Source organism: Longispora sp. NPDC051575, from assembly GCF_040681875.1.
Taxonomy (GTDB): Bacteria; Actinomycetota; Actinomycetes; order Mycobacteriales; family Micromonosporaceae; genus Longispora.
The window spans coordinates 1-23,484 of the sequence record NZ_JBFAZP010000010.1 but is presented as its reverse complement, the minus strand read 5'-3'; the positions used below and the strand labels follow the sequence as shown (position 1 = coordinate 23,484).

Annotated in this window: 19 protein-coding genes and 3 tRNA genes; 14 read left to right on the top strand and 8 right to left on the bottom strand. The window is 70.3% G+C overall.

Going from position 1 to position 23,484, the window contains the following annotated elements:
* Both AB0M43_RS29155 and AB0M43_RS29150 read left to right on the top strand, forming a co-directional pair.
* Positions 1-1,434 carry an AMP-binding protein gene (locus AB0M43_RS29155; RefSeq protein WP_363728987.1) on the top strand — a complete coding sequence of 478 codons (1,434 nt, stop codon included), beginning with the start codon at positions 1-3 and terminating at the stop codon, positions 1,432-1,434.
* Positions 1,435-1,508: 74 nt separating this feature from the next.
* A complete protein-coding gene (locus AB0M43_RS29150) occupies positions 1,509-2,993 on the top strand; it encodes a methylmalonyl-CoA mutase family protein (RefSeq protein WP_363728986.1) in 1,485 nt (494 codons plus the stop codon).
* Positions 2,994-3,065: 72 nt separating this feature from the next.
* On the opposite strand, the gene AB0M43_RS29145 is transcribed toward AB0M43_RS29150, so the two are convergent.
* Positions 3,066-3,815, bottom strand: coding sequence for a methyltransferase domain-containing protein (locus tag AB0M43_RS29145; RefSeq protein WP_363728985.1), 750 nt, complete (start codon positions 3,813-3,815; stop codon positions 3,066-3,068).
* Between the two features lie 137 nt (positions 3,816-3,952).
* Here AB0M43_RS29145 and AB0M43_RS29140 point away from each other — a divergent pair, with 137 nt between their 5' ends.
* Positions 3,953-4,648, top strand: coding sequence for a glycosyltransferase family 2 protein (locus tag AB0M43_RS29140; RefSeq protein ID WP_363728984.1), 696 nt, complete (start codon positions 3,953-3,955; stop codon positions 4,646-4,648).
* Between the two features lie 98 nt (positions 4,649-4,746).
* Entirely contained in the window at positions 4,747-5,676 is a 930-nt protein-coding gene (locus AB0M43_RS29135; protein WP_363728983.1) for a hypothetical protein, read from the top strand.
* A 40-nt stretch (positions 5,677-5,716) separates the two neighbouring features.
* Here AB0M43_RS29135 and AB0M43_RS29130 read toward each other — a convergent pair whose 3' ends face one another.
* Both AB0M43_RS29130 and AB0M43_RS29125 read right to left on the bottom strand, forming a co-directional pair.
* Entirely contained in the window at positions 5,717-6,580 is an 864-nt protein-coding gene (locus AB0M43_RS29130) for a transketolase (protein ID WP_363728982.1), read from the bottom strand.
* The gene (locus tag AB0M43_RS29125) at positions 6,573-7,172 is read right to left on the bottom strand and encodes a transketolase (protein ID WP_363729302.1); all 600 of its coding nucleotides are present in this window, start codon (positions 7,170-7,172) and stop codon (positions 6,573-6,575) included. Before AB0M43_RS29125 ends, AB0M43_RS29130 begins: the two co-directional genes overlap by 8 nt.
* 116 nt (positions 7,173-7,288) lie before the next feature.
* On the opposite strand from AB0M43_RS29125, the gene soxR reads away from it, so the two are divergent.
* Positions 7,289-7,726, top strand: coding sequence for a redox-sensitive transcriptional activator SoxR (gene soxR, locus AB0M43_RS29120; protein WP_363728981.1), 438 nt, complete (start codon positions 7,289-7,291; stop codon positions 7,724-7,726).
* A 77-nt stretch (positions 7,727-7,803) separates the two neighbouring features.
* On the opposite strand, the gene AB0M43_RS29115 is transcribed toward soxR, so the two are convergent.
* Complete coding sequence (locus AB0M43_RS29115; protein ID WP_363728980.1) at positions 7,804-8,763, bottom strand: NAD(P)H-quinone oxidoreductase; 960 nt, start codon at positions 8,761-8,763, stop codon at positions 7,804-7,806.
* 95 nt (positions 8,764-8,858) lie between these two features.
* Here AB0M43_RS29115 and AB0M43_RS29110 point away from each other — a divergent pair.
* Positions 8,859-8,941 (top strand) — tRNA-Ser (locus tag AB0M43_RS29110).
* A 30-nt stretch (positions 8,942-8,971) separates the two neighbouring features.
* On the opposite strand, the gene AB0M43_RS29105 is transcribed toward AB0M43_RS29110, so the two are convergent.
* Positions 8,972-9,781, bottom strand: coding sequence for a ferric iron reductase (locus AB0M43_RS29105; RefSeq protein WP_363728979.1), 810 nt, complete (start codon positions 9,779-9,781; stop codon positions 8,972-8,974).
* A 220-nt stretch (positions 9,782-10,001) separates the two neighbouring features.
* On the opposite strand from AB0M43_RS29105, the gene AB0M43_RS29100 reads away from it, so the two are divergent.
* Positions 10,002-10,607, top strand: a complete 606-nt coding sequence (locus tag AB0M43_RS29100) for an NAD(P)-binding domain-containing protein (protein WP_363728978.1) — start codon at positions 10,002-10,004, stop codon at positions 10,605-10,607.
* 39 nt (positions 10,608-10,646) lie between these two features.
* On the opposite strand, the gene AB0M43_RS29095 is transcribed toward AB0M43_RS29100, so the two are convergent.
* Positions 10,647-11,759, bottom strand: a complete 1,113-nt coding sequence (locus tag AB0M43_RS29095; protein ID WP_363728977.1) for a globin domain-containing protein — start codon at positions 11,757-11,759, stop codon at positions 10,647-10,649.
* A 200-nt stretch (positions 11,760-11,959) separates the two neighbouring features.
* Between AB0M43_RS29095 and AB0M43_RS29090 the strand changes: the two genes are divergently transcribed.
* Positions 11,960-14,830 carry a S8 family peptidase gene (locus AB0M43_RS29090; protein WP_363728976.1) on the top strand — a complete coding sequence of 957 codons (2,871 nt, stop codon included), beginning with the start codon at positions 11,960-11,962 and terminating at the stop codon, positions 14,828-14,830.
* Positions 14,831-14,883: 53 nt separating this feature from the next.
* Here AB0M43_RS29090 and AB0M43_RS29085 read toward each other — a convergent pair whose 3' ends face one another.
* Positions 14,884-16,059 (bottom strand): hypothetical protein, encoded by a 1,176-nt coding sequence (locus tag AB0M43_RS29085; RefSeq protein WP_363728975.1) that lies wholly within the window; start codon positions 16,057-16,059, stop codon positions 14,884-14,886.
* Positions 16,056-16,559: a SigE family RNA polymerase sigma factor gene (locus AB0M43_RS29080; protein ID WP_363728974.1), complete on the bottom strand. Its 504-nt coding sequence runs from the start codon at positions 16,557-16,559 to the stop codon at positions 16,056-16,058. The genes AB0M43_RS29085 and AB0M43_RS29080 overlap by 4 nt, the downstream gene beginning before the upstream one ends.
* Positions 16,560-16,629: 70 nt before the next feature.
* Here AB0M43_RS29080 and AB0M43_RS29075 point away from each other — a divergent pair, with 70 nt between their 5' ends.
* From AB0M43_RS29075 to AB0M43_RS29050, 6 genes are all read left to right on the top strand, one after another.
* A complete protein-coding gene (locus tag AB0M43_RS29075) occupies positions 16,630-17,376 on the top strand; it encodes a CPBP family intramembrane glutamic endopeptidase (RefSeq protein ID WP_363728973.1) in 747 nt (248 codons plus the stop codon).
* Positions 17,377-17,540: 164 nt separating this feature from the next.
* Positions 17,541-20,567 carry a S8 family peptidase gene (locus AB0M43_RS29070; protein ID WP_363728972.1) on the top strand — a complete coding sequence of 1,009 codons (3,027 nt, stop codon included), beginning with the start codon at positions 17,541-17,543 and terminating at the stop codon, positions 20,565-20,567.
* Between the two features lie 482 nt (positions 20,568-21,049).
* Positions 21,050-21,139, top strand: a tRNA-Ser gene (locus AB0M43_RS29065).
* 46 nt (positions 21,140-21,185) lie between these two features.
* Positions 21,186-21,258, top strand: a tRNA-Arg gene (locus AB0M43_RS29060).
* Positions 21,259-21,918: 660 nt separating this feature from the next.
* The gene (locus tag AB0M43_RS29055; protein WP_363728971.1) at positions 21,919-22,947 is read left to right on the top strand and encodes a DUF4238 domain-containing protein; all 1,029 of its coding nucleotides are present in this window, start codon (positions 21,919-21,921) and stop codon (positions 22,945-22,947) included.
* A gap of 237 nt (positions 22,948-23,184) precedes the next feature.
* On the top strand, positions 23,185-23,319 hold the full coding sequence (locus AB0M43_RS29050) for a hypothetical protein (RefSeq protein WP_363728970.1): 135 nt from the start codon (positions 23,185-23,187) through the stop codon (positions 23,317-23,319).
* Positions 23,320-23,484: the final 165 nt, after the last annotated feature.

The following is a 23,484-nucleotide window of genomic DNA, read 5'->3' as shown; positions in this document are numbered from 1 at the left end:
GTGGATGTCGGCACTCTGGTGACCCGGGCGGCCCGGCGGTACGCCGACCGGATCGCGCTCGACGGCCCGCAGGGCACCCAGACCTTCGCGGAACTCGGGGACCGGGTGCACCGCCTGGCGCGCGGCCTGCTCGACCTGGGCCTGCGGCCGGGGGACCGGGTGCTGGACCTGCAGCCGAACCAGAACACGTACGTGGAGACGGATCTGGCGTTGGCGACGGCCGGGCTGGTCCGGGTGGCGCTGAACTACCGGCTGCACCCGGACGACTGGGCCCGGATCGCGGAGGACTCGGGTGCGGTGGGCATCATCCGCGACCCCCGGTACGACCCGGGCTTCGACCTGCCCTACCAGGTGGTGATCGGCGAGAACTACGACCGGATCCTGGCCCCGGGTGCCGTCGACGCGCACCACGACCTGGTGAGCCTGAACTACACGTCGGGTACGACGGGCCGGCCGAAGGGCGTCCGCCGCACGCACCGCAACCGGTACGCGAGCCTGATGAACATGACCTACGACGTCCTGGGCGGTTCGCCCGGCCCGGACGACGTGTACCTGCACGCCGGCCCGATCACGCACACGTCCGGGCTGTTCCTGCTGCCGTTCCTCGCGGCGGGCGCGACCCAGGTGATCCTGCCGCAGTTCGACGCGGCGTCGGTGGTGGACGCGGTGCGCAGGAAGGGGGTCACGCACACGGCGCTGGTGCCGACGATGGTGGCCCGGCTGCTGGCCACGGGCGAGGCGCTGCCGGAGCTGCGGATGCTCGCGTACGCGGGCGCGCCGATGCCCCCGGAGCAGATCCGGCGGGCGATGGCGCACCTGACCCCGAACCTGGTGCAGTACTACGGCCTGGTCGAGGCCATCCCGCCGGTGACGATCCTGGACGCGGCCGACCACGCGCGCGACGACCTGCTGAGCAGCGCGGGCCGACCGGGGATCGGGGTGGACCTGCGGATCGTCGACGAGGAGGGCCGGCCGGTCGCCGACGGCGAGATCGGCGAGGTGGTGACGCGCGGCGAGCACGTGATGGGCGGGTACTGGGGCGAGGCCGGCGACACGCACCGGGTCGTCCGGGACGGCTGGCTGCACACCGGTGACCTGGGCCGGATCGAGCAGGACCGGTTGTGGCTGGTCGACCGCAAGGGCGACATGATCATCACGGGCGGGTACAACGTGTACCCGAGCGAGGTCGAGGCCGTGATCGCCGAGGTGCACGGCGTGCGCGAGGTGGCCGTGATCGGCGTGCCGGACCCGGACTGGGGGCAGCGGATCGTCGCGCTCTACACCGGCACCGCGACGCCGGAGGACGTGGACAGGCACTGCCGGAGCCGGCTGGCCAGCTTCAAGAAGCCGAAGGAGATCCACGCCCGGGCCGACTTCCCGCTCAACTCCACGGGCAAGATCGCGAAGAACGTGCTGCGGGGCGAGTATGTCTGAGCGCGCGGCACTCCCGGGCCGACAGCGGTCCCGCCCCGGGCACCCGCACCGGCCCACGACGCGGGGGCCGGCACATGTCTGAGCAGCCCGGGCAGTTCCCCTACACCCGGGGGATCAGCGACACCGCCAAACCCTGGATCATGGGCCAGTACGCGGGGTTCGGCTCGCCGGCCCAGTCCAACGCGCGGTTCCGGAGCCTGCTCGACCAGGGGGTCACCGGGTTCTCCGTCGCGCTGGACCTGCCCACCCAGCTCGGGCTCGACTCCGACGACCCGAAGGCGCTCGGCGAGGTCGGCCGGGTCGGGGTCGCCATCGACTCGCTGGCCGACATCGAGATCCTGATGGCCGGCATCCCGCTGGAGAAGATCAGCCAGGTCAGGACAACCGCCAACTCCATCGGGTACCTGTGGACGGCGTTGTTCACGGCTCTGGCGGAGACCCGTGGCGTACACCCCAATGATTTCGGGTTGTTCATCCAGAACGACGTCCTGAAGGAGTTCGTCGCCCGGGGCACGCAGATCTTCCCGCCCGCGCCCTCGCTGCGGCTGGCCGTGGACACGATCGAGCACTGCGTGCGGCACACCCCGCGCTGGGTGCCGCTGGCCATGTCCGGCTACCACATCCGCGAGGCCGGCTCCAACGCCGCGCAGGAGATCGGCTACACCTTCGCCAACGCCATCGCCTACCTGGACGAGTGCGTGCGCCGGGGCCTGTCCGTGGACGCCGTGGCCCCGACCCTGTTCACGTTCCTGTCGGTGAACATGGACGTGCTCGCCGAGATCGCCAAGCTCCGCGCGGCCCGCCGGGTCTGGGCGAACCTGGTCCGGAACCGCTACGGCACGAAGGACCCGCGCAGCGAGCAGCTCCGGATCTTCGCGTTCACCGCCGGCAGCTCCCTGACCGCGCAGCAGCCGCTGAACAACGTCGTGCGGGCCACCGCCGAGATGATCGCCGCCGCGCTGGGCGGGATCCAGACCATGCACGTGTCCGCGTACGACGAGGCGCTCGGCGTGCCCACCGAGGCGGCGGCGACCCTCGCGCTGCGTACCCAGCAGATCGTGGCCTTCGAGACCGGCCTCAACGGCGTCGTCGACCCGCTCGGCGGCGCCCCCTACGTCGAGGCGCTCACCGACGCCGTCGAACGCGACATCCTCGACGTGATGGACGCCGTGGCCCGGCGGGGCGGCGCGCTCGCCTGCATAGAGTCCGGCTACCTCGTCAGCGAGCTGTCCGACGCGGCGTACCAGTACTCCCAGGAGGTCGAGTCCGGGGCGCGCACCGTCGTCGGCGTCAACGTGTACCAGGAGCCCAAGGGGCCGCTGGACGTGTTCACCGTGGACCCGGCCATGGAGGCCGCCCAGGTGGCCGCGGTGCGCGCCGTGCGGGCCGCCCGGGGGCCGGTGGCCGGCGTGCTCGCGGACGTCGCCGACGCGGCCAGGGGGCAGGACAACGTCATCCCGGCGTGTACGGCGGCCGTGCGGGCCCGGGCGACGATCGGGGAGGTCGTGGCGGTGCTGCGGGGGGTCTACGGGTCCTGGCAGCCTTCTGGGACGTTCTAGGCCGTATTCAGCCCGCGCGAGGCCGGCACCGGTGGCTGATGCCGGTGCCCGGGGGCCTTCGCGCGGGGCAGGCTACCGGGGCTTCGGGACCCCGCGCCGCTTCCCCGAGCTCTTCGGCACCCGGGCCACCACGAACACCGACTGCCCGAACGGCGCCCAGATCCGGTCCACGAACCGGGCCACCGGGATGACGGCCGCGTCGTAGAGCCGCAGGCCCAGGCCGTTGTGCGGGGTCATGCCCAGGGCGGTGGCGCTCACGTACCAGGTCAGCAGGCCGAGCGGGTTCACGTACCGCGCGATCTCCACGGTCAGCCCGGCCGCCTCGAACGCGGCGGTCACCGTCTTGCGGGTGTACCGCCGCTGGTGCCCGATCGCCCGGTCGAACCTGCTCATCGCCGACGGGAACGCCGGGGCCACGGCCACCACGGTCCCGCCGGGCCGCACGAACCCCTTCATGGAGCGCAGCGCGCCCACGTCGTCGGGGATGTGCTCCAGCACGTTGAGGGAGACCACCGAGCTGTACCTCGGCTCCCGGTCCGGCTCGCTCGGCAGCCCGAGCTGGCGGACGGCGATGGTCGGGTGCTCGTGGTAGCGGGCCTTGAGCTGCGCGAACCGGTCCGGCTCGGCCTCGCTGGCTGTCATCGCGGTGAGGTGCGGGATCCACTCCTCGGCGTAGTCGCCGAGCCCGCTGCCGATCTCCAGCGGGTGGTTCCCGAGGTGCGGGAGGACGAGCTCGGCCAACCAGCGCCGGTATTTCCGGGCATCGCCCAGATCCTCCAGTACTGAGGTCTGGAGTCCGGAGTCACCGGCAATGATGGTCACCGTAGAAAATCTGGCCTGAACGGGGGCCCATGTCAAGGAAACGGGAGCGCCACTCACACAGCGGGGGCAGTTCGTCACACCTCACCAGTGGCAGTAGTCTGTGCATGTCCTGCCGCCGATTCGCCTCGGAGCTCTCCGTGAAGCTCTCGATCCTCATGCCGGTCTACAACGAGGAAGTCCGCGTTGCCGACGCCGTCAAGCAGGCGCTCAACGTCGACTACCCGTGCGAGATCGAGCTGGTCATCGTCGATGACGGCAGCAGGGATCGCACGGTCGAGATCCTGGCGGAGGTCGACGACCCCCGGGTGAAGGTGTTCAAACACCAGCGCAACCAGGGCAAGGGCGCCGCCATCCTGACCGCCGTGCACAGCGCCTCCGGCGAGTTCATGGTCATCCTGGACGCGGACCTGGAGTACGACCCGAACGACATCCCCAAGCTGCTCCAGCCGGTCCTCGACGGGCACGGCGAGGTCGTCTACGGCAACCGCAGCTTCGGCGGCCACAGCTCGTACTCGTTCTGGTACGTCATGGGCAACAAGGGCGTCACCCTCGCCGCGAACGTGCTGTTCAACTCGTACATCGGCGACCTGGAGACCTGCTTCAAGCTGATGCCGGTCGCGCTGTACAAGTCGCTGAACATCAAGTCCCGCGGCTTCGGCATGGAGGCCGAGGTGACCGGCAAGCTGCTCCGCCGGGGCGTCCGGCCGTTCGAGGTGCCGATCTCCTACCGGGCCCGGTCCCGCGAGGAGGGCAAGAAGATCACGTGGAAGGACGGCGTCGAGGCGCTCTGGATCCTGACCCGTGAGCGGGCCCGCCGCAAACCCCGCAAGTAAAGATCAGATCACGGGGTCAACCTGACCCCTGGTCATGCGCGTCATTCTGGGTAGACGCACCGCCACCACCCCGACCGGGTGCGTCCGGAGGTCGACCCATGAAGACCGCCCTCATCCTCGGGCTCGCACTGGTCCTGACGCTCGCCGGCTGCTCGACCGTCCGGCCGGGCGCCGCCGCCGACGCCGCGCCGACCTCCGCTCCCGCCACCACCCCGGCCCCGCTGCCCGCGCCGTCCTCACGCGTCCCGGAGGCCGCTCCCGCGTGTGGCGCGTGGCCCTGTGACTGGGCCGCCCGGTTCGAGCAGGTCAGCGCCCGGATCAAGCGCAGCCCCGGCCAGCTGGGTCTGGTGCTCCGCGACCGGGTGACCGGGGCGACCTGGTCGGCCGGGGCCGCCGACCAGACGAGCTGGACCGGCTCCACGATCAAACTCGCCATGGTGGTGTACGTGCTGGAGCAGTCCCGGGCCGGCGCCGCCACCGTGAGCGCGGCCGACCGCGAGGACCTCGCCGACATGCTGTCCGTGTCCGACGACGAGGCGGCCGACCGGATCTGGGCCGACTTCGGCGAGCACGACATGCTGCCGGTGTTCCAGGGCCGCTACGGCATGGCGGGGCTGGCCATGGAGGGCGAGAACGACGACTGGGGCGCGCTCGTCTGCCGGCCGGACGACCTGGCGAACCTGATGGCGTACGTGCTGGGCTCGCTGAACGGTGAGGACCGGGCGTACGTGGTCGGGGCCATGCAGCACGTCGCCGACATCCAGCACTGGGGCGTGTGGTCCGTCGGGGCGCAGCTGGAGCCGGGGGTGAAGAACGGCTGGCTGGAGGACGAGTACGACGACGAGAGCCACTGGGACACCAGCACGGTCGGGTTCGTGGGGACGGGGCAGCGGTACATCGTGGCGATCATGTACCAGATGTCGAGCGGGGAGGACTCGCTCGAACGGGGGGTACGGACGCTCAGTGACCTGTCGGCGGCACTGTTCGGGCGGGCCACGCCCGCGCCTGCGGTGGTACGGCCGTCCTGAGGCCCTCCGGGTGGCACCGGGGCCGGCGGCGGCGGCCGGATCAGATCCCCAGGAACCCGCCGATCGACGCCCGCAGCCCCGCCGGGTCGAGCCCGTGCAGCCGGTCGTGGTCGTCCGGAGTGCCGTAGACCCGGTGCTCCTCCCGCCCGACCCCGAGCGACAGCAGCCGGTGCGGCCGGTCGTTGAGCGCCGCCCCGACCAGGTGCGCCGACGTCCCCGCGAGATACGGCTCCACGACCACCACCTCCGGCCCGTCGACCAGCGCCCGCAGCCCGGCCACGTCCAACGGCCGGGGCGTCGCCGTGTACGCCACGGTCACGGCCAGCCCCTCGGTCGCGGCGAGCACGTTGTCGAGCGTCGGCCCGACGGCCAGCACCAGGGGCCCGCCGTCGCCGCGGACCCGGTGCAGCTCCGGCGGGTGCGCCTCCCGGTTCGCCCGGGTGGACAGCCGGATGTAGACGCCCTCGTCGCTGGCCACGGCGTCCCGGAGCAGCCCGGCGACCTCGCCGCCGTGGCCGGGTACGTGCACCCGCCAACCCGGCATCGTGTCCAGCAGGGCCACATCCCGGGGCGACATGTGGGTGTAGCCGCCCTCCGTCCAGTCGTACGACGCTCCGACGCTCACCAGGACCCCCGTGACGCCCTGGTGACCGAAGTCGAGCTTGACCTGCTCGAAGGCCCGCTCCACGAGGAACGGCGCGTACGTGTGCACGATGGGACGCAGCCCCGCCAGGGCGAGCCCGCCGGCCACCCCGACCATCAGCTGCTCGCGGATGCCGACGTTGATCAGGCGCTCGCTCGTCACGCCGGCGAACGCGGCCGTGGAGATGTCGGCGAGCACGAGGGCGACCCGGGGGTCCTCGTCCAGCAGCGCCGTGGTGGTCGAGATGAAGGCTTCACGCATCCTTGGGCTCCACGAGTGCGACGACCGCGTGCGGCCGGCCGGGCAGGGGGGTGGTGAGCGCGGTCTCCAGCGCGTCGTGGTCGCGGCCGTCGACGGTGGCCGTGGACCAGCCGTTCACGGCGAACCGGGACGCGATCCCGCCGGGCCAGCCGTGGCTCGCCGAGGAGTTGTCGACCACCACGACGACCAGGTTGTCGAGGCCGACGGCCCCGGCGTACGCGATGGCCTCGTGGTTGGAGCCCTCGTCGAGCTCGGCGTCACCGAGAAGGACGTACACCCTGGGCAGGGTGAGGCCCTGGAGGCGCAGGCCCAGCGCGGTACCCGTCGCGAGGGGGAGGCCGTGGCCCAGGGAGCCGGCGGACATCTCCACGCCCGGGACCAGCATCCGGTCCGGGTGGTGGCCGAGCGGGCTGGTCACCGAGGCGGCGTCGTCCAGCCACGCGGCGGGAAAGAAGCCCTTCTCGGCGAGTACCGCGTAGTAGAGCGCCGGTCCGTGCCCCTTGGAGAGGAAGAACCGGTCCCGGTCGTCGGCGTCGGGCTTGGCCGGGTCGACCCGCAGCACCCGGTCGTACAGGGTCCACAGCACGTCCATCGTGGACGTGGCGCTCGGCAGGTGCTTGTCGTCCCCGGTGAAGCGCCGCCGCAGGGCGAGGAGTTGTTCCATGCCGCTAGACTGCAAGTTAAAGTCAAGTTGAACTCAAGGGGCATGTGACGGTGGACACACTCACCATCGGCGAACTCGCGCACCGCAGCGGCGTCGCCCAGTCGGCGCTCCGGTTCTACGAGGACAAGGGCCTGATCCACTCGACCCGGACGAGCGGCAACCAGCGCCGGTACTCACGCGCCGAACTCCGCCGGGTCTCCTTCATCCGGATCGCCCAGCAGGTCGGCCTGTCCCTCGACGAGATCGCCGCCGCGCTCGCCTCGCTGCCGGAGAACCGCACCCCGACCAAGGCGGACTGGGAGCGGCTGTCCCGGACGTGGCAGTCCCGGCTGGACGACCAGATCGCGCTCATCGAGCGGCTGCGGGACCGGCTCGCCGGGTGCATCGGGTGCGGGTGCCTGTCGCTGCGGAACTGCGCGCTGTCGAACCCGCAGGACGAGTACGGGGCGCAGGGGCCCGGGCCGCGGTTCCTGGTCCGGTAGCGGACGTCGGGCCCGCTGCCGCCCGGCCCGGGCGGCTCCGGGCGGCCCGGCTCCGGCCGGCCCGCCCCGCCCCGTTGTCAGGCCTCGGTCGTCAGCAGCACCTTGCCCACGTGCTCGTTGGCCTCCACCACCCGGTGCGCCTCGGCCGCCGCCGTCATCGGCAACCGCCGGTCCACGACGGGCCGGACCTTCCCGGCCTCGATCAGCGGCCACACGTGCTCGCGTACCTCCGCGATGATCTCTCTCTTGTTCTCCAGCGGCCGGGCCCGCAGCGTCGTGCCCGCGATCCACGCCCGCTTCGCCATCAGCCGCCGCAGGTCGAACTCCATCTTCACCCCGCCCTGGGTGCCGATCATCGTCATCCGCCCGCCCGGGGCCAGCGCCTCGATGTTGCGCTCCAGGTACGCCGCGCCCATGATGTCCAGGATCACGTCCGCGCTGACCAGCTTCTCGAACTCCTCGGACCGGTAGTCGATCGTCAGGTCCGCGCCCAGCGCCCGGAGCGCCCCGTGCTTGCCGGCGCTCGCCGTCGCCGCGACCTTCGCCCCCCACGCCTTGGCCAGCTGCACCGCGAACGTGCCGATCCCGCTCGCCCCGCCGTGCACCAGGAACTGCTCGCCGGCCTTCAACCCGGCCAGGGCGAACACGTTCGACCAGACCGTCGCGGCCACCTCGGGCAGCGCGGCGGCGTCCTCCAGGGCGACAGTGGCGGGTACCGGCAGCACCAGGCCCGCGTCCACGACGACCCGTTCGGCGTACCCGCCGCCGCCGAGCAGCGCGCACACCTCGTCGTCGGCGTGCCAGCCGGTGACGCCCGCGCCCAGCCCGATGATCCGGCCCGAGCACTCCAGGCCGGGCCACGCGGGCGAGCCGGCCGGCGCCGGGTACTTGCCCTGGCGCTGGAGCAGGTCCGCGCGGTTCACGGCGGAGGCCGCCACCTCGATCAGGACCTCGCCGGGGCCGGGTACGGGATCGGGGACCTCGGCCCAGGTGAGGACGTCGGGGTCGCCGAAGGTGGGGAGCGTCATCGCATGCATGCCTCGAACCTAACGCGTGTCCTCCGGACCCCGCCGGGGGTCGCGGAGGCGGGTGAACCGGGTTGCCGGGATCTGGCACACTGGGATGGCTCGTTGGAGGGCTCGCCTAGTGGCCGATGGCGCTGGTCTTGAAAACCGGTAAGGGAAACCTTCGTGGGTTCGAATCCCACGCCCTCCGCTCCCACCCCTGATCCGGTCCGTCGCCCCGTCAGGCGGCGTGGCCCTGCGCGGAGGCCGGGTGGCCGTCCGCCGGCAGGCAGCACGAGGCGCACGTCTTCAGGCACTCCACCGTGAACGCCAGGCAGCACGTCCGGCGCTGGACCCGCAGGTCCCCGTCCGGTTCGCGCCGCACGTCCACCAGGTCCGCCACGTCCAGGATGTCGAGCAGCCGGCCCGCCGTGGCCAGCGCGTCGCAGGGCAGGGCCGGGGCGGCCTGGGCGACCGCGTGCGCGACCCCGGAGGCGAGCGAGCCCCACAGGGTGCGCCGGCCGACCCGGGCGTGGTAGCGCAGCTGGGTGAGCAGGGGCGCGAGGTGCTGGTCGACGAGGGTGGTGCGGAAGAGCTGGAGCAGGGCGTCCTCATCGGGTACGACCCGGACGCCGCGCTGCCCGGCCACCGGGTCGTTGGGCAGTACGGCGACGGCGAGCCGGCGCATGCCCACGGTCACGAACGGCTTGTCCGGGGACATCCGGACCAGGACGTTGCCGGCGTGCAGCAGCGGTACCCGGCGGACCGCCGCGTAGCCGAGCACGGCGGGCAGGGTGAGCCAGTAGGTGTAGGCCTTCCAGGCGAGCGCGCCGGCCGCGTGCGGGGCCGCGCCCCACGAGTCGCGGGGGCCGGCGAGCAGCTCGGTCACCGCGGTGCCGTCGGTGAAGCAGGTCGCCGGGGACCAGCCGGTCGGGTCGGCCACCACCAGGGAGTCCGCCACGCCGAGCCGGCCACCGCGCACCGCGCGGACCGCCGCGAGGGTGGTGAGGATCGGCTGGACGGGCGACGGGAGCGCCAGGGACGTCGTCATCTGACCACGAACAGTGATGGACCGGTGCCGGTTCGGAGCGCTCCAGCGGGTGCGTCGCGGCGCATGCCCACGTACTGACCTCCGACTCGACAGATTAGGGTCGCCTAACCTTAGCCGTACTCCTAGGTGATCTGCCAGTATCAACTGTCACTCGGAGTGTTTATCAGGGGCGTCGGCGTGTTGTCCTGAAAAGGATAGATTTTTACTAGATCATGTCACCATGCGTATTGGGCTTATCGGCACCGGTCGGGTCGGGGCGACGCTCGCCGGGCACCTGGTCGGCGTCGGCCACCAGGTGATCCTCGCCAACTCCCGCGGCCCCCAGTCCCTGGCGAGCTGGCTCCGGGTGCTCGGTCCGCTGACGTCGGCCGACACCGTCAACGGCGCGGCCGCGACGGCGGAGCTGGTCATCCTCGCCGCCCCGTGGTGCGAGCGGACCGCCCTGCCCACCCCGTCCGCCGTCACCGGCAAGGTCGTGGTCGACGTGATGAACGCCGAACCCGAGGACGACCTCGGCGGCCGGACGTCGAGCGCCTGGACCGCCGAGCGGCTGCCCGGCGCGCGGGTCGTGAAGGCCTTCAACGCCCTGTACTGGGAACACCTCCGCGACCAGGCCGGCCGCCCCGACCGCCGGATGATCCCGTTGTGCGGGGACGACGCCGAGGCCAAGGGCGTCGTCTCGGCCATCGTCGTGCAGCTCGGCTTCGCGCCGGTCGACACGGGTGACCTGCTGACCGGCTCGCTGCTCCAGGAGCCGGGCGGGTCGCTGTTCCAGCGGGACCTGACCGCTTCGGCGGCCCGTTCGGTCCTGCTGCCGGCGGCCTGAGCCGGCGCTCCGAGGCTGGCGCCCGGCCGTCGCCCGTGGCTAGTCCACGTCCCCGAACGCGTCGTACCGGACCCGGAAGTCCGGGACGTTGAGGTCCCGGATCCCGCGCAGGGTCGCCTTCACCATCGAGGGCGACCCCGAGACGAAGAAGTCGTGCTCCTGCCAGGGGCCGTACCGGGCCATCACCTCGAAGGCCGTGCCCTGCTCGCCCTCGTAGTCCGGCTCGTCACTGACGGTGGGCACCACGGACAGCCACGGGTACCGGGCCGCGAGCTGTTCCAGCGCGCCCAGGTCGTACAGCTCCTCGCGGGTGCGGACCCCGAAGAAGAGGTGTACCCAGCGGGTCCGGTTGTACGTCGCCAGCTCCTCGACGAGCGCCCGCAGCGGGGCCAGCCCGGTGCCGCCGGCCACGCAGACCACGTCCCGGGTGGAGGTGCGGTCCAGGCTCATCGTGCCCATCGGCGCGCCGATCCGGAGCATGTCTCCCGCCCGCGCCTTCCAGACCAGCGCGCTGGACACCCAGCCGGCCCCGACCGCCCGGACGTGGAACTCCAGCAGCCCGTCCGCGCGGGGCGCGTTGGCGATGGAGAAGGCCCGCCAGAGCCGGGGCTGGTGCCGGCTCTCGACGCTGACGTACTGGCCGGCGCGGTAGGGCAGCGGTTGCAGCGGGCGCACGACGAGGACCGCGATGTCGGAAGCCCGACGCTCGTGGCTGACCACCTCGGCGTGCCAGTACGGCGGGTTGTCCTGGTCCGCGCGGGCCCCGGCGATCATGATCGTGGAGATGGCGGCGTACGCGTCGCGCCACGCCTGCTCGTGCTCATGGGTCCACTGGTCCCCGCAGTACTCCCGGAGCGCCTCGATCAGGCACCGCCCCACCACCTCGTACTGCTCCGGCAGCACGTGGAACTTGCGGTGGTCCCTACCCAGCGCTGCGAGAAACTCGGCGAAAGAGTCCGGATCGTCCACGCTTTGCACGGCGTGGACGATAGCTCCGAGTAACCGGCTCCGTTGTACGTTCATGGTGACCGGAAATAGATCGCGCAGTCGTGGTTCGGCCAGAAACATGCGTGCGTAGAAGTTACCGGCGAGCACGTCCGGTTGTTCTACAAAGGACCAGCTCTCCTTGAGTAACACCGACAATGTACTCACCTAACAGAGCATCACACCGTCACTTGTCTATATGTCGCACAGGGAGTGCGACGCGAACTGTCCATTGCGGGGATTGCCCTGACTACCATGCGGTGGAATAGAGTCGCGTCGGCATGTGTCGTCATCGATCGACAGGTGGTTCCGCAGTGCGTGCGTACCGCAGAAAAATCTTGATTTCCCTCACGCTCGGAGCCACCGCGGTGGCTCTGACCTCTATTCCGTCGATTTCCGAGGCCGTGGCCGCCGGCCCGGCGGGCACCTACATCGTGCAGCTGGCCGGGGAACCGGTCGCCGCGGCGAAGCCCGACCAGGACACCCGGCTGGACACCCGCAGCTCTGCCGCGAAGCAGCGCAGCGGGCTCCTCGCCCAGAGCCGGTCGCAGGCCCTCAAGTCCGTACCCGGTGTGAAGAAGCTGTACGACTACCAGTACACCTTCAACGGGTTCGCCGCCCGGATGACCCCGGCCCAGGCAGCCAAGATGGCCGCCACCCCCGGCGTCAAGGCCGTCGTGAAGGACGAGGTCCGCACCCTCGACACCGTCTCCACCCCGAGGTTCCTCGGGCTCGACGGCGCGACCGGCACGTGGGCCAAGCAGTTCGGCAACGTGGGCAAGGCCGGTGAGGGCGTCATCGTCGGCATCGTCGACAGCGGCATCCGGGTCGAGAACCCGAGCTTCGCGGCGCTCCCCGAGCCCCGCCCGGACCAGGCCATCATCGACAGCAAGTGGCGCGGCACGTGCGACCCGGGCATCACCTGCAACAACAAGGTGATCGGCGCACACTGGTACCTGTCGGGCATGGCCATTCCGGCGGAGCACCGTTCTCCGTTGGACTACGACGGCCACGGCTCGCACACCGCCAGCACCGCCGCCGGCAACAACAACGTGACCGCCGTCGTCAACGGCGTGCCGGTCGGCCAGATCTCCGGCATGGCCCCGGCCGCCCGGATCGCCGCCTACAAGGTCTGCTGGGAGGTCGACAACGCGGGCAACGCCAGCTGCTCCACCGCCGACTCCGTGGCGGCCATCGACCAGGCGACCGCCGACGGCGTCGACGTCATCAACTACTCGATCAGCGGCTCGCTGACCACCAACGTCGACCCGGTGGCCATCGCGTTCTACAACGCGGCCAAGGCGGGCGTGTTCATCGCCACCTCGGCGGGCAACTCCGGCGACCAGGGCGCCAGCACCAACGCGCACAACGCCCCGTGGAACATGACGGTCGCCGCGAGCACCCACGACCGGAACTGGTCCGCCAAGACCACCCTCGGCAACGGCGCCTCCTACACCGGCGTCGGCCTCGGCCCGGTCGTCCCGTCCGCCCCGCTGGTCCCCGCCTCGGCGGTCGGCAAGGACGGCGCGAACGCCAACGAGGTCCGGCTCTGCTTCGTCGGCACCCTCGACCCGGCCAAGGCGGCCGGCAAGATCGTGGTCTGCGACCGTGGCACCAACGGCCGTACCGACAAGAGCCAGGCCGTGAAGGACGCGGGCGGTGTCGGCATGCTCCTGCTGAACACCAGCGCGAACTCGCTGAACGCCGACTTCCACTTCGTCCCCACCATCCACCTCGACAACGTGGCCGGCGCGGCGGTGCGGGCGTACCTGGCCGGCGCCTCCCCGACCGCCTCGTTCGCGGCCGGCACCCCGGTCCCGGGCCGCGCGCCGTCGATGGCCGCGTTCTCCTCGCGGGGACCGGGCCGGGTCTCCAACGGTGACCTGCTCAAGCCGGACATCACCGCCCCCGGCGTGGACGTCCTCGCCGTGGTGTCCCCGGACAGCAGCAACGGCAACGGCTTCGGCACCCTGTCCGGCACGTCCATGTCCAGCCCGCACATCGCCGGCCTGGGCGCGCTGCTGAAGAGCAAGCACCAGGACTGGGGCCCGATGGCCATCAAGTCCGCGCTGATGACCACGGCCAGCCAGAAGGACAACGCGGGCCAGCCGATCCAGCGCGACGGCGTGAACGCCACCCCGTTCGACTTCGGTGCCGGGCACGTCGTGCCGGGCAGCGCGTTCGACCCGGGCCTGGTGTACCTGTCGACGTACAACGACTGGGACCGGTTCCTCTGCGCCACCGAGGACGCGCTCAAGCTGGACTGCGACGGCGTGCCGAAGCGTGACGCCAGCAGCCTGAACTACCCGTCGATCGCGATCGGCGACCTGCCCGGCGTGCAGACCGTCACCCGGCGGGTCACCAACGTGACCAGCACCAACGCGATCTACCACCTCGACGTCGAGGCCCCGCCCGGCTTCACCGTGGAGGTCACGCCGACCAAGCTGGTCGTTCCGGCCGGCGGGTACGACGACTACAAGGTGAAGTTCACCCGGACGACGGCGCCGTTCAACGTGTTCCAGTTCGGCTCGCTGACCTGGCACGACAAGCCCGGCCACAAGGTCCGCAGCCCCATCGCGGTCCGGCCGACCCCGGTCACCGTCGCCAAGGAGATCTGGGGCACGTCGGCCGCGGGCAGCCGTGACCTGGGCGTGGACACCGCGTTCGCCGGCACCGTGACCGCCTCGGTCAACGGCCTGGCCGCCGCGAACGTCACCCCGATGCTGCTGAAGAACCCGACCAGCGGGTCCTTCGACAACGCGAACCCGACGACGAGCGACCACACCGGCAAGGTCGTGGTCAACGTGGCGGCGGGCGCGGACCTGATGAAGTTCGCGACGTTCGCGGGCGAGTACCCCGAGGGCACGGACGTGGACCTGTTCGCGTACCTGCAGACCCCGGGCGGGCTCGTCCAGGTCGGCAACAGCGGCGGGCCGGACGCGGAGGAGTCGATCTCGCTGGTGGCCCCGGCCGCCGGCACGTACGAGATCTACGTCGACCTGTTCAGCCTCGGCATGGGCCACTCGGACGTGACCATCAACGGGTACGACTGGGTGCTCGCCGGCAGCGCCGGCAACGCCACGGTCAGCCCGACCGGCCAGCGCGCGCGGGTCGGTGGCTTCGTCACCTTCACGCTGAACTGGTCCGGCCTGGAGCCGGGCAAGCACTACCTGGGATTCGTGACCTACGGCGACGGCACCAGCGCCGTCGGCGGCACGACGGTCCGGGTCGACCCGTAACCAGCACCGACAGGTGAGAACGGCCCCCGGTCACCCGGGGGCCGTTCGTCGTTTCAGCGCAGCGGCGCGGCTCCGGGATCCGGATTCAGCCCGGGCACCCTCAACGGGGTGACCCCGCCGGTCGAGGGCTGGATCCGGAACAGCTCGCGGCCCTGCGTACCGATCAGACTGTCCTCGGTCTCCCAGCCGAACCCGGCGAACGTCACCCCGAAGGACACCACCGCCGGCTTCGGGACGGTGAACAGGGCGTCCAGGTCGAGCACGGTCAGGTGCGCCGGGCCGGTGGGCCGCTCGTTGAGGTCGAGGGCGAGGCGGCGGCCCGAGGGGGACAGGCTGCCCGCGAACCCGTAACCGTCCAGGTCGCAGGAGCGGCGCAGGACCCGCATGCCCGACGAGAACTCCAGCTCCGCGAGGCACTGCGAGCCGTCGGGGTTCTCGACGATCCCGACGAGGCGGCCGGAGTCGGGGCGGCGACCGAAGACCCGCACCACGTGGTCGTTGGCCGCCGCCGTTCTGACGTAGTTGCCGTCGGCGGGCGTCCAGAAGTCGTGTTCATCGTCCTTGCCCCGGTTGAGGGCGCCACCGAGCAGGACGATCTTTCCGGTGTACAGCACCGGGCCGGTCTCCGGGTTGGCCGGCGCGACCGTGGACCGCTCGGTGACCAGCAGACCGTCCGACGTGACCGTGCCGACGGACATCACGGAGTCGGTGCGCCACGCGAGCGACCGGGTGCCCGGCGCCACCGCGACCTGCCGCACCCCGGGGAACAGGACCCTGGGCTGCTGGTCCAGCCGGAGCAGCACCAGATTCCACTCGTTGTCCACGGCCAGCCAGGCGTCGTCGAGACGGACCACGGTCGTCGAGGGCCGGCCGTACAGCGCGGCCTCCTTGCCGTCGGCGGCGCGCCAGATCCGGACCCCGTCGCGGACCGACGCGGACAGGATGTCCACCACCGGCGGCGCGTCGGGGGTGACCTGGGCGGGCGTCGTCACCCCGACCGTGGGCCGGTCGGCCGGTGGGGCGGGCAGTCCCCGGGGCTCGCCGTGCCCGCCGAGCGCCGCCGCCGTGCCCGCGAGCAGCACCAGGGCCGCCAGCGCGCCGGTGACGAGCCGGCGCCGCCGGATCACGCCCGCTCCCCGGATCGCCCGGTCGGCCTGGTCGGCGACGGCGGGCAGTACGGCGACCTGGCCGTCCATGCTGCGGCGGAGCGCGTCTTCGAGGGCGGTCACCGGGTCATCACCCCTTCCAGAGTGTGGTCGCCGAGGCGGGTGCGCAGGGTGCCGAGCGCGCGGGAGGTCTGACTCTTCACGGTCCCGACACTCACACCGAGTAGTCGGGCGGTTTCGGCTTCGGTCTGGTCCTCGTAGTACCGGAGCACGAGGACCGCGCGCTGCCGGGTCGGCAGCAGCCTGACCTGCTGCCAGAGCGCGTCGCGGGCCAGCAGGGCGTCGGCCCCGTCGGGCCCGGCGGCCTCGGGCAGGACCTCGGTGGGCCGCTCGCCGTGCCACCGTCGCCGCCACCAGCTGGTCGCGGTGTTGACCAGCACCTTTCGGGTGTACGGCTCCACCGCCTCGATCTCCCCCAGCCGCCGCCACGCCAGGTACGTCCTGGTCAGCGCCGTCTGGAGCAGGTCCTCCGCCCGGTGCCAGTCGCCGACCAGCAGATAGGCGGTACGGAGCAGGGCGGGCGACCGCGCGGCCACGAACTCGCGGAAGTCCTGTTCGTTCATCGGACCCTCTCTGGTGGTTGTCCCCGGACGAGACGCGCTGGGCCGGCCCGATGGTTGGCATACTTCCCGGGTGGAGACGACGACACCAGCACGCCCGGGGATCCGTACCGAGATCATCCTGGTCCTCGGCCTGTCCCTCGGGGCCTCCGCCGTCTACTCGGTCGTGAGTCTGGTGGCCAAGCTCACCGCGGGCAAGGCGCTGGCCGACCAGAGCGCCACCCTGAACGCCTCCCAGGCCCCGGGCCGGCCGTGGCTCGACCTCACCTACCAGCTGCTCGGGATCGGGTTCGCCGTCCTGCCGGCGTTCTTCGCGGTGCACCTGCTCCGCCGCGACGACCCCGACGCGCTGCGCACCACCCGCCGGCCGGTGTTCGACCTGGTCACGGGCGCGGGGCTCGCCGCCCTGATCGGCATCCCGGGCCTCGCGCTGTACATCGGCGCCCGGGCCCTGGGGCTCAACGCGAGCGTGGTGCCCGCCGCGCTGCCCGAGGTGTGGTGGGCGGTGCCCGTGCTCATCCTCGCGGCCGTCCAGAACGCGGTACTCGAAGAGGTGGTCGTCGTCGGCTACCTGATGACCCGGCTGCGCGAACTGCGCATGCGGCTGCCCCTCGTGATCGCTACGAGCGCGTTACTGCGCGGTTCGTATCACCTGTACCAAGGGTTCGGCGCATTCGTCGGTAACGCGATCATGGGCCTGGTCTTCGGTTATCTCTATTCCCGGACCCGTCGCGTGTGGCCACTGATCATTGCGCACGCGCTGCTCGATATCGTCGCGTTCGTGGGCTGGACGCTCGGAGGTAACAAACTTGTTCATTAGCTTGGCCAAACCTCAATAGAGACTTAACTGGATAACGGCTCTATCACGACATTGTCCGGGCTCTCCCCTGGTCACGGGCCGCACCCATAGGCTCCGCCCAGCGTGGACACCCCTACCCCTGCGGGTGTCCTGAGTACGGAGGCCCTGTGTCAAAGAAGAAGACAGTGGCACTCGCGCTCCCGTTGGCGGCGTTTACCGCGCTGGCCCTGGGATCCCCGAGTATTGCCCTGGCCGATCCCGTATCGGCGGACAAGTACGAACCCGGAATGTACATCGTCCAGCTCGACGCCAAGCCGCTCGCGGCCTACGACGGCAGTGTCGCGGGCCTGCAGGCGACCAAGCCCGCCGAGGGCCAGAAGCTCGACGCGCGCAGTGCTGTCAGCGACAAGTACCGGCAGTACCTGAGCAAGAAGCGTGACGCCGTCGCCCAGAGCGCCGGGGTCAAGCAGGAGGTCACGTACGACACGACCTACAACGGCTTCGCCGCCCACCTCACCCCGGCCCAGGCTGCCAAGCTCGAGTCGACCCCGGGCGTCAAGAACATCGTCAAGTCCGAGATCCACCAGGTCGACACCTTCTCCACGCCCGCGTTCCTCGGCCTCTCGGGTCCCGCCGGCACCTGGCAGAAGCAGTTCGGCGGCCAGAGCCACGCGGGCGAGGGCGTCATCGTCGGCGTCATCGACTCCGGCTTCTCCCCGGACAACCCGAGCTTCGCCCCGCTGTCGGAGCCCCGCCCCGACGCGGCCCAGATCGCGGCGAAGTGGAAGGCCGGCTCGGTCGTCGGCAACAAGGACACCCGCGACAACACGGATGTCTGTGAGGCCGGCACCGACGCCCCGACCAAGGCGGCCCCGGTCACCTGCAACAACAAGGTGCTCGGCGCCCGCTGGTACCGCAAGGGCCTGGACAAGTGGTACGTGGGTGAGTTCGACTCGCCGCGCGACTTCACCAGCCACGGCAGCCACACGGCCAGCACCGCGGCCGGCAACGCCAACGTCGCCGCCAGCGCGCCGAACGGCTACCAGTACGGCAACATCTCCGGCATGGCCCCCGCGGCCCGCCTCGCGATCTACAAGGTCTGCTGGGCGCTCGACAACGCCGGCGCCAACTCCTGCTCGAACATCGACTCGGTCAAGGCGATCGACGATGCCGTCTTCGACGGCGTCGACGTCATCAACTACTCGATCTCCGGCTCGACCACCTCGGTCGTCGACCCGGTCGAGATCGCGTTCCTCAACGCCGCCCAGGCCGGCGTCTTCGTCGCCGCCTCGGCCGGCAACTCCGGCGACACCGTCGGCGTCAGCTCCGTCGCGCACAACAGCCCGTGGCTGACCACGGTCGCCGCCAGCACCCACGACCGGGCGTTCAAGAAGAGCGTCACCCTGGGCAACGGCGCCACCTACACCGGCCAGGGCCTCGGCGACGCCGTCCCGCTGAAGGACCTCGTCGACTCCGTCGACGTCGGCCTCGCCGGCAAGCCGGCCAACGAGGTCGAACTCTGCTTCCTCGGCTCGCTCGACCCGGCCAAGGTCGCCGGCAAGACCGTCCTGTGCAAGCGGGGCACCAACGACCGGACCGCCAAGAGCCAGGCCGTGAAGGACGCGGGCGGCGTGGGCATGGTCCTCTACAACCCCACCCCGAACTCGCTCGCCGCCGACCTGCACGCCGTACCCAGCGTGCACGTCAACAACGTCGAGGGCGCGGCCATCAAGGCGTACATCGCGGCCGGCAACGCCAAGGCCTCGTTGAGCGCGGCCGAGCAGTACTCCGCGCGCTCCCCGGAGATGGCGGCCTTCTCCTCCTACGGCCCCGCCCTCGCCGGCGGCGGCAGCCTGCTGAAGCCGGACATCACCGCCCCCGGCGTCGACATCGTCGCCGCGGTCAAGTCCAACGGCACCACCCCGCAGTGGGGCTCGATGCAGGGCACCTCGATGTCCAGCCCGCACATCGCGGGTATCGCCGCCCTGATCAAGTCCGCGCACCAGGACTGGTCCCCGATGGCCATCAAGTCGGCCATCATGACCACGGCCACGCAGAAGGACAACAGCGGCCTGCCGATCCAGAACCTCGGCAAGGACGCGACCCCGCTGAACTTCGGCGCGGGCCACGTCCAGCCGGGCAAGGCGTTCGACCCGGGCCTGGTCTACGAGTCGAACCTGGAAAACTGGTTCAGCTACATCTGCGCGCTCGGCCAGCGGCCCAACCCCGACACGATGGACCTCAACTGCGACGACTTCCCGAAGATCGACGCCAGTGACCTCAACACCCCGTCCATCGCGCTCGGTGGCCTCGCCGGCACCCAGGTCGTCACCCGGACCGTGAAGAACATCACGAACAAGACGGCCCTCTACACCGCCAGGGTCGAGGCCCCGGCGGGTACGACCGCGACCGTCAGCCCGGCCCGCCTGGCCGTCGCGCCCGGCAAGACTGCGACCTACAAGGTCACGTTCACCTGGAACGGCGCGCCGCTCGGCAAGTACACCTTCGGCGCCCTGACCTGGAACGACGCCAACGGCCACTCGGTCCGCAGCCCCATCGCGGTCCGCCCCCTCGGCGTCGTCGCCCCGCAGGAGACCCCGGTCTCCGGCACCTCCGGCTCCACGACGTTCAACGTCAAGGCCGGCTTCACGGGCACGCTGTCCACGACCGCCGTGGGCCTCGTCCCGTCGACGATCAGCACGCTCAACCTGAAGCCGAGCACCCACGAGTTCGTGCCGGCGACCCCGGCCACGAACGACTCCGTGGGGTCGATCGAGATCACGGTGCCGGCGGGCAGCTCACTGGTGCGGTTCGCGACCTACGACACGGACTATCCGATGGGTACTGACATCGACCTGCACGTCTACCGCAAGGTCGGCACCACCCTCACCCGGGTCGGCGCCAGCTCCGGTGGCACGGCGGCCGAGACGGTCACCCTGACCGCCGCAGCCACCTACGTCGTGTTCATCGACCTGTTCGGCGTCCCGGCGGGCACCACCTCCGTGGACGTCAAGCACCACAACTGGATCGTCGGCGGCTCCGCCGGCAACCTGACGGTGACCCCGACCTCCCAGGCCGTGGTCCTGGCGAAGTCCTACTCGATGACGGCCACCTGGGCCGGCCTGGAGTCGGGCAAGCGCTACCTCGGCAGGCTGGTCTACAGCGACGGCACCACGGTGGCGGGCGCCACGATCGTGGCCGTCAACGCCTGACCTCCCGTCGATCGGGGCCCCGCCGGTACGCTGGCGGGGCCCTTTTCTGTCTGATTCTTGCCAGTTTCCCAATTTGAGCCAGGATTGTTGTACTTCATGAGGGGCGCTCGGGTGCCCCTCATGCCCAACCCGGATTGGCCGCCGCGGGTGGGCTGCGGGACGTCGTCGACCTGAGCCCGGCCCCCCGGTCCGGTCGGCGGTGTTCCGGGTGGTCGGGTCCGCCCAGGGTGGGTGGGCCCGGCCAACTCGGGGTTGGGTGGTTTCGTCTGGCTGCTTCCTTGGTGGGTGGGCCGCTTCCTGAGGATTGCTTCCGGGGCGGGCTGCTGGGTTGGCTTCGTAGGGGTTTGTGTGGGTTGAGCTGGGGTGGCTGGTGTCTGGGTGGGAGGTCGGCCCGGGGAGGTCGGTCGGCTCAGGTACCGCTTTGCGCCACCTGAGCTGGACCCTGTATCCTCAACCGGCGGCTCGGTGTACCGAATCGTTTGGGAGGCTTCGCCTAGTCCGGTCTATGGCGCCGCACTGCTAATGCGGTTTGGGCTTAACGCCCATCCGGGGTTCAAATCCCCGAGCCTCCGCCCAAGTTTGGGGCACACACTTCGGTGTGTACACTAAACGAGGTTTGCGCCCGTAGCTCAATGGATAGAGCATCTGACTACGGATCAGAAGGTTAGGGGTTCGAGTCCCTTCGGGCGCACATAGGTTGACCTGGGCCACTTCCCCCGAACGGGGGAGGTGGCCTTTGTCGTTTCCGTTCTCGCCGTGGGATTTCCGTGGGATTTTGTGCACGGGGCGGTGTGTCGGCGCCCAGGGGTTCAATCGACCAATTTCGATTAATGGCCCTAGTGTCAATCGATACCTAGCGATGGATGGTCAGTATGTCCGCGTATGCCTGAATAATAAGGGCATTCTGGCCGGATGTGAAGCCCGTCACACTCCATGATGTGCGCATGGCATTACGAAATGTTGCTGAAGGATTTCCGTGGGGGCTTTGGCTGTGCTCGATAGCGCAACGCCGCTCACCGGAGCGGGTACATCGGATTGGGACTCAAATGCGGCCTCGTCTAGCTCCCCGTCAAGTCCCGTCAAAGTCACGAGCGTTGAAGCTCGGAGCGGAACTCGGGTAGCTCTGACAGTATCGCGGCCCGCTTCGCCTGTCGACGCCCGGCACCGCTCGGGAGCGTCAAGTTGTGTTGGGTGTTTTCACCGCTGGCTGCCGGTCGCAGATGTCGTCGACCTGTGCGGGCCGTTGGAGTTGCCCGGCGCTCAGATGACGTGAGCGGTGGAAACTGTTGGGTGCGCCGAAGTGGCGGCCTCTACGCTCTTGGGGCAGTGACTTCGTGTGATGGGAGGTTCGGTGACCTCGGAAGAGGAGTGGCCACTGGCGGGTGACCCCGACGACAAGGTCGGTAGCCGCCACCACATCGTGCCGAAGTTCTACCTGGAGCGGTGGGCGGACGCCCGCCACAAGATCGTGGTGGTGCAGAAGTCATCGGGGAAGCGGCACCAGACCGCCGCGAAGGACGCTGGCGCCGAGCGTGACTTCTACACGCACGTCGCCCACGACGGTGAGTTCCATGCGCACACCGAGCAGTTGTTGGGCAAGATCGAAGACGGCGCGGCTCCGGTGATCGGGAACATTCTGAGTGCGTTCCAGGTGTTCCCTCCCCTTGGTGGGGATCGCGAGCAACTGGCGATGCTGATCGCGTTTCAGATGACTCGCGGTAAGCGCGTGCGGCGCAGCATGGAATTGCAGGCGGATCTCATCACCCGGCTGCAGTTGTCGATGTTGAGGCCGGAACACCATGAGGCATACGTCGCCGACAAAGAGGGTGTCGGCCGGCCCGAGGACGTGGAGGCACTGCGTGGCCTCATCGACGACCTTGACAACTATGAGTTCGGCACCGACCCGAACGAGCACATCGTACTGCTGAGCAAGCACGCCGTGACGATCTTCCCGTATCTGATGGGCCTGTCCTGGTACCTGGTCGACTACGGGGGCCCGGTGCTGTTGACCTGCGACGAGCCAGTCGTCCTCTACCAGCACAACCCCTCCCCGCACGGCGGGGTGGGGTTGATGACTGCCGACGAGATCTGGTTTCCACTCAGCCCCCGCTACCTGCTGGTGCTCACCCCCATCGCGGTCGGCCCCGAGCGTGTCCTTTCCGACTCCCCTGAGAACGCGGCGATGGTGAACAACAGACTCGTTCACAACGCCTACGAGCTGGTCTACCTTCACCCCGACCACGACATGCTGCCCGCGCAGATGCCGCCGGCAAGCCCGCTGTTCCTCGTTTCGGGTGGACCGCGTCCCGACATCTTCGATCGATACAACCAGCCGCTCACCGACCGGAGGACTGCCCGGCGCGGAAAGAGGCCGCGATAGCCGACGGGGTCCGCCCAATCGTGTTCTGTGGCAGTCGCGGGAGTCAGGTGTCATGACGAGCTTCAGGACCGAGAGCTGGCCGGCGATCACCCCGATCGAGCCGTCCACAGCTTGGAGCCGGCCGCGCCCGAGGGAAGACCTGCTCCGGGGGCGCCGCCAAGGTGGGGGCGCCCCCGGCCGTCACCGTCGCCCTGACCGCCCACGGCCTGACCCTCCGGGTCCTCGAGAACTGCTGGGGTGACGCACATCGAGGTGCGGGCGCTGACGGCCGCCGTGCGTCGCTCTGCCGTCAACAACGTCCAGCGGGCGCTTGGGCCGCTGGAGGCCAGTGACTTCTTGCTGGCCAACAGCCTGCTGCGCCCGGTTGGCTGATGGCGTACGTGGTGGTCGTCCGCGACCCGGGCCCCAAGTAGCAGGAGTTCGACGACCTCGGCTGGATGGAGTGGGACTGCACCCGGTTTGGTTGACTCCTTGATCTGTGAGGATCTTGGTCCTCCTGGAAGGATGTCTTCGTGCCGAAAGCTTTCCCGCCCGAGT

What these genes read in the sequence shown, in the direction of transcription:
- AB0M43_RS29150 (WP_363728986.1), top strand. Translation starts at nt 1,509, where the DNA reads ATGTCTGAGCAGCCCGGGCAGTTCCCCTACACCCGGGGGATCAGCGAC.
- AB0M43_RS29135 (WP_363728983.1), top strand. Translation starts at nt 4,747, where the DNA reads ATGAAGACCGCCCTCATCCTCGGGCTCGCACTGGTCCTGACGCTCGCC.
- AB0M43_RS29130 (WP_363728982.1), bottom strand. Translation starts at nt 6,580, where the DNA reads ATGCGTGAAGCCTTCATCTCGACCACCACGGCGCTGCTGGACGAGGAC.
- AB0M43_RS29125 (WP_363729302.1), bottom strand. Translation starts at nt 7,172, where the DNA reads ATGGACGTGCTGTGGACCCTGTACGACCGGGTGCTGCGGGTCGACCCG.
- AB0M43_RS29115 (WP_363728980.1), bottom strand. Translation starts at nt 8,763, where the DNA reads ATGCATGCGATGACGCTCCCCACCTTCGGCGACCCCGACGTCCTCACC.
- AB0M43_RS29105 (WP_363728979.1), bottom strand. Translation starts at nt 9,781, where the DNA reads ATGACGACGTCCCTGGCGCTCCCGTCGCCCGTCCAGCCGATCCTCACC.
- AB0M43_RS29100 (WP_363728978.1), top strand. Translation starts at nt 10,002, where the DNA reads ATGCGTATTGGGCTTATCGGCACCGGTCGGGTCGGGGCGACGCTCGCC.
- AB0M43_RS29080 (WP_363728974.1), bottom strand. Translation starts at nt 16,559, where the DNA reads ATGAACGAACAGGACTTCCGCGAGTTCGTGGCCGCGCGGTCGCCCGCC.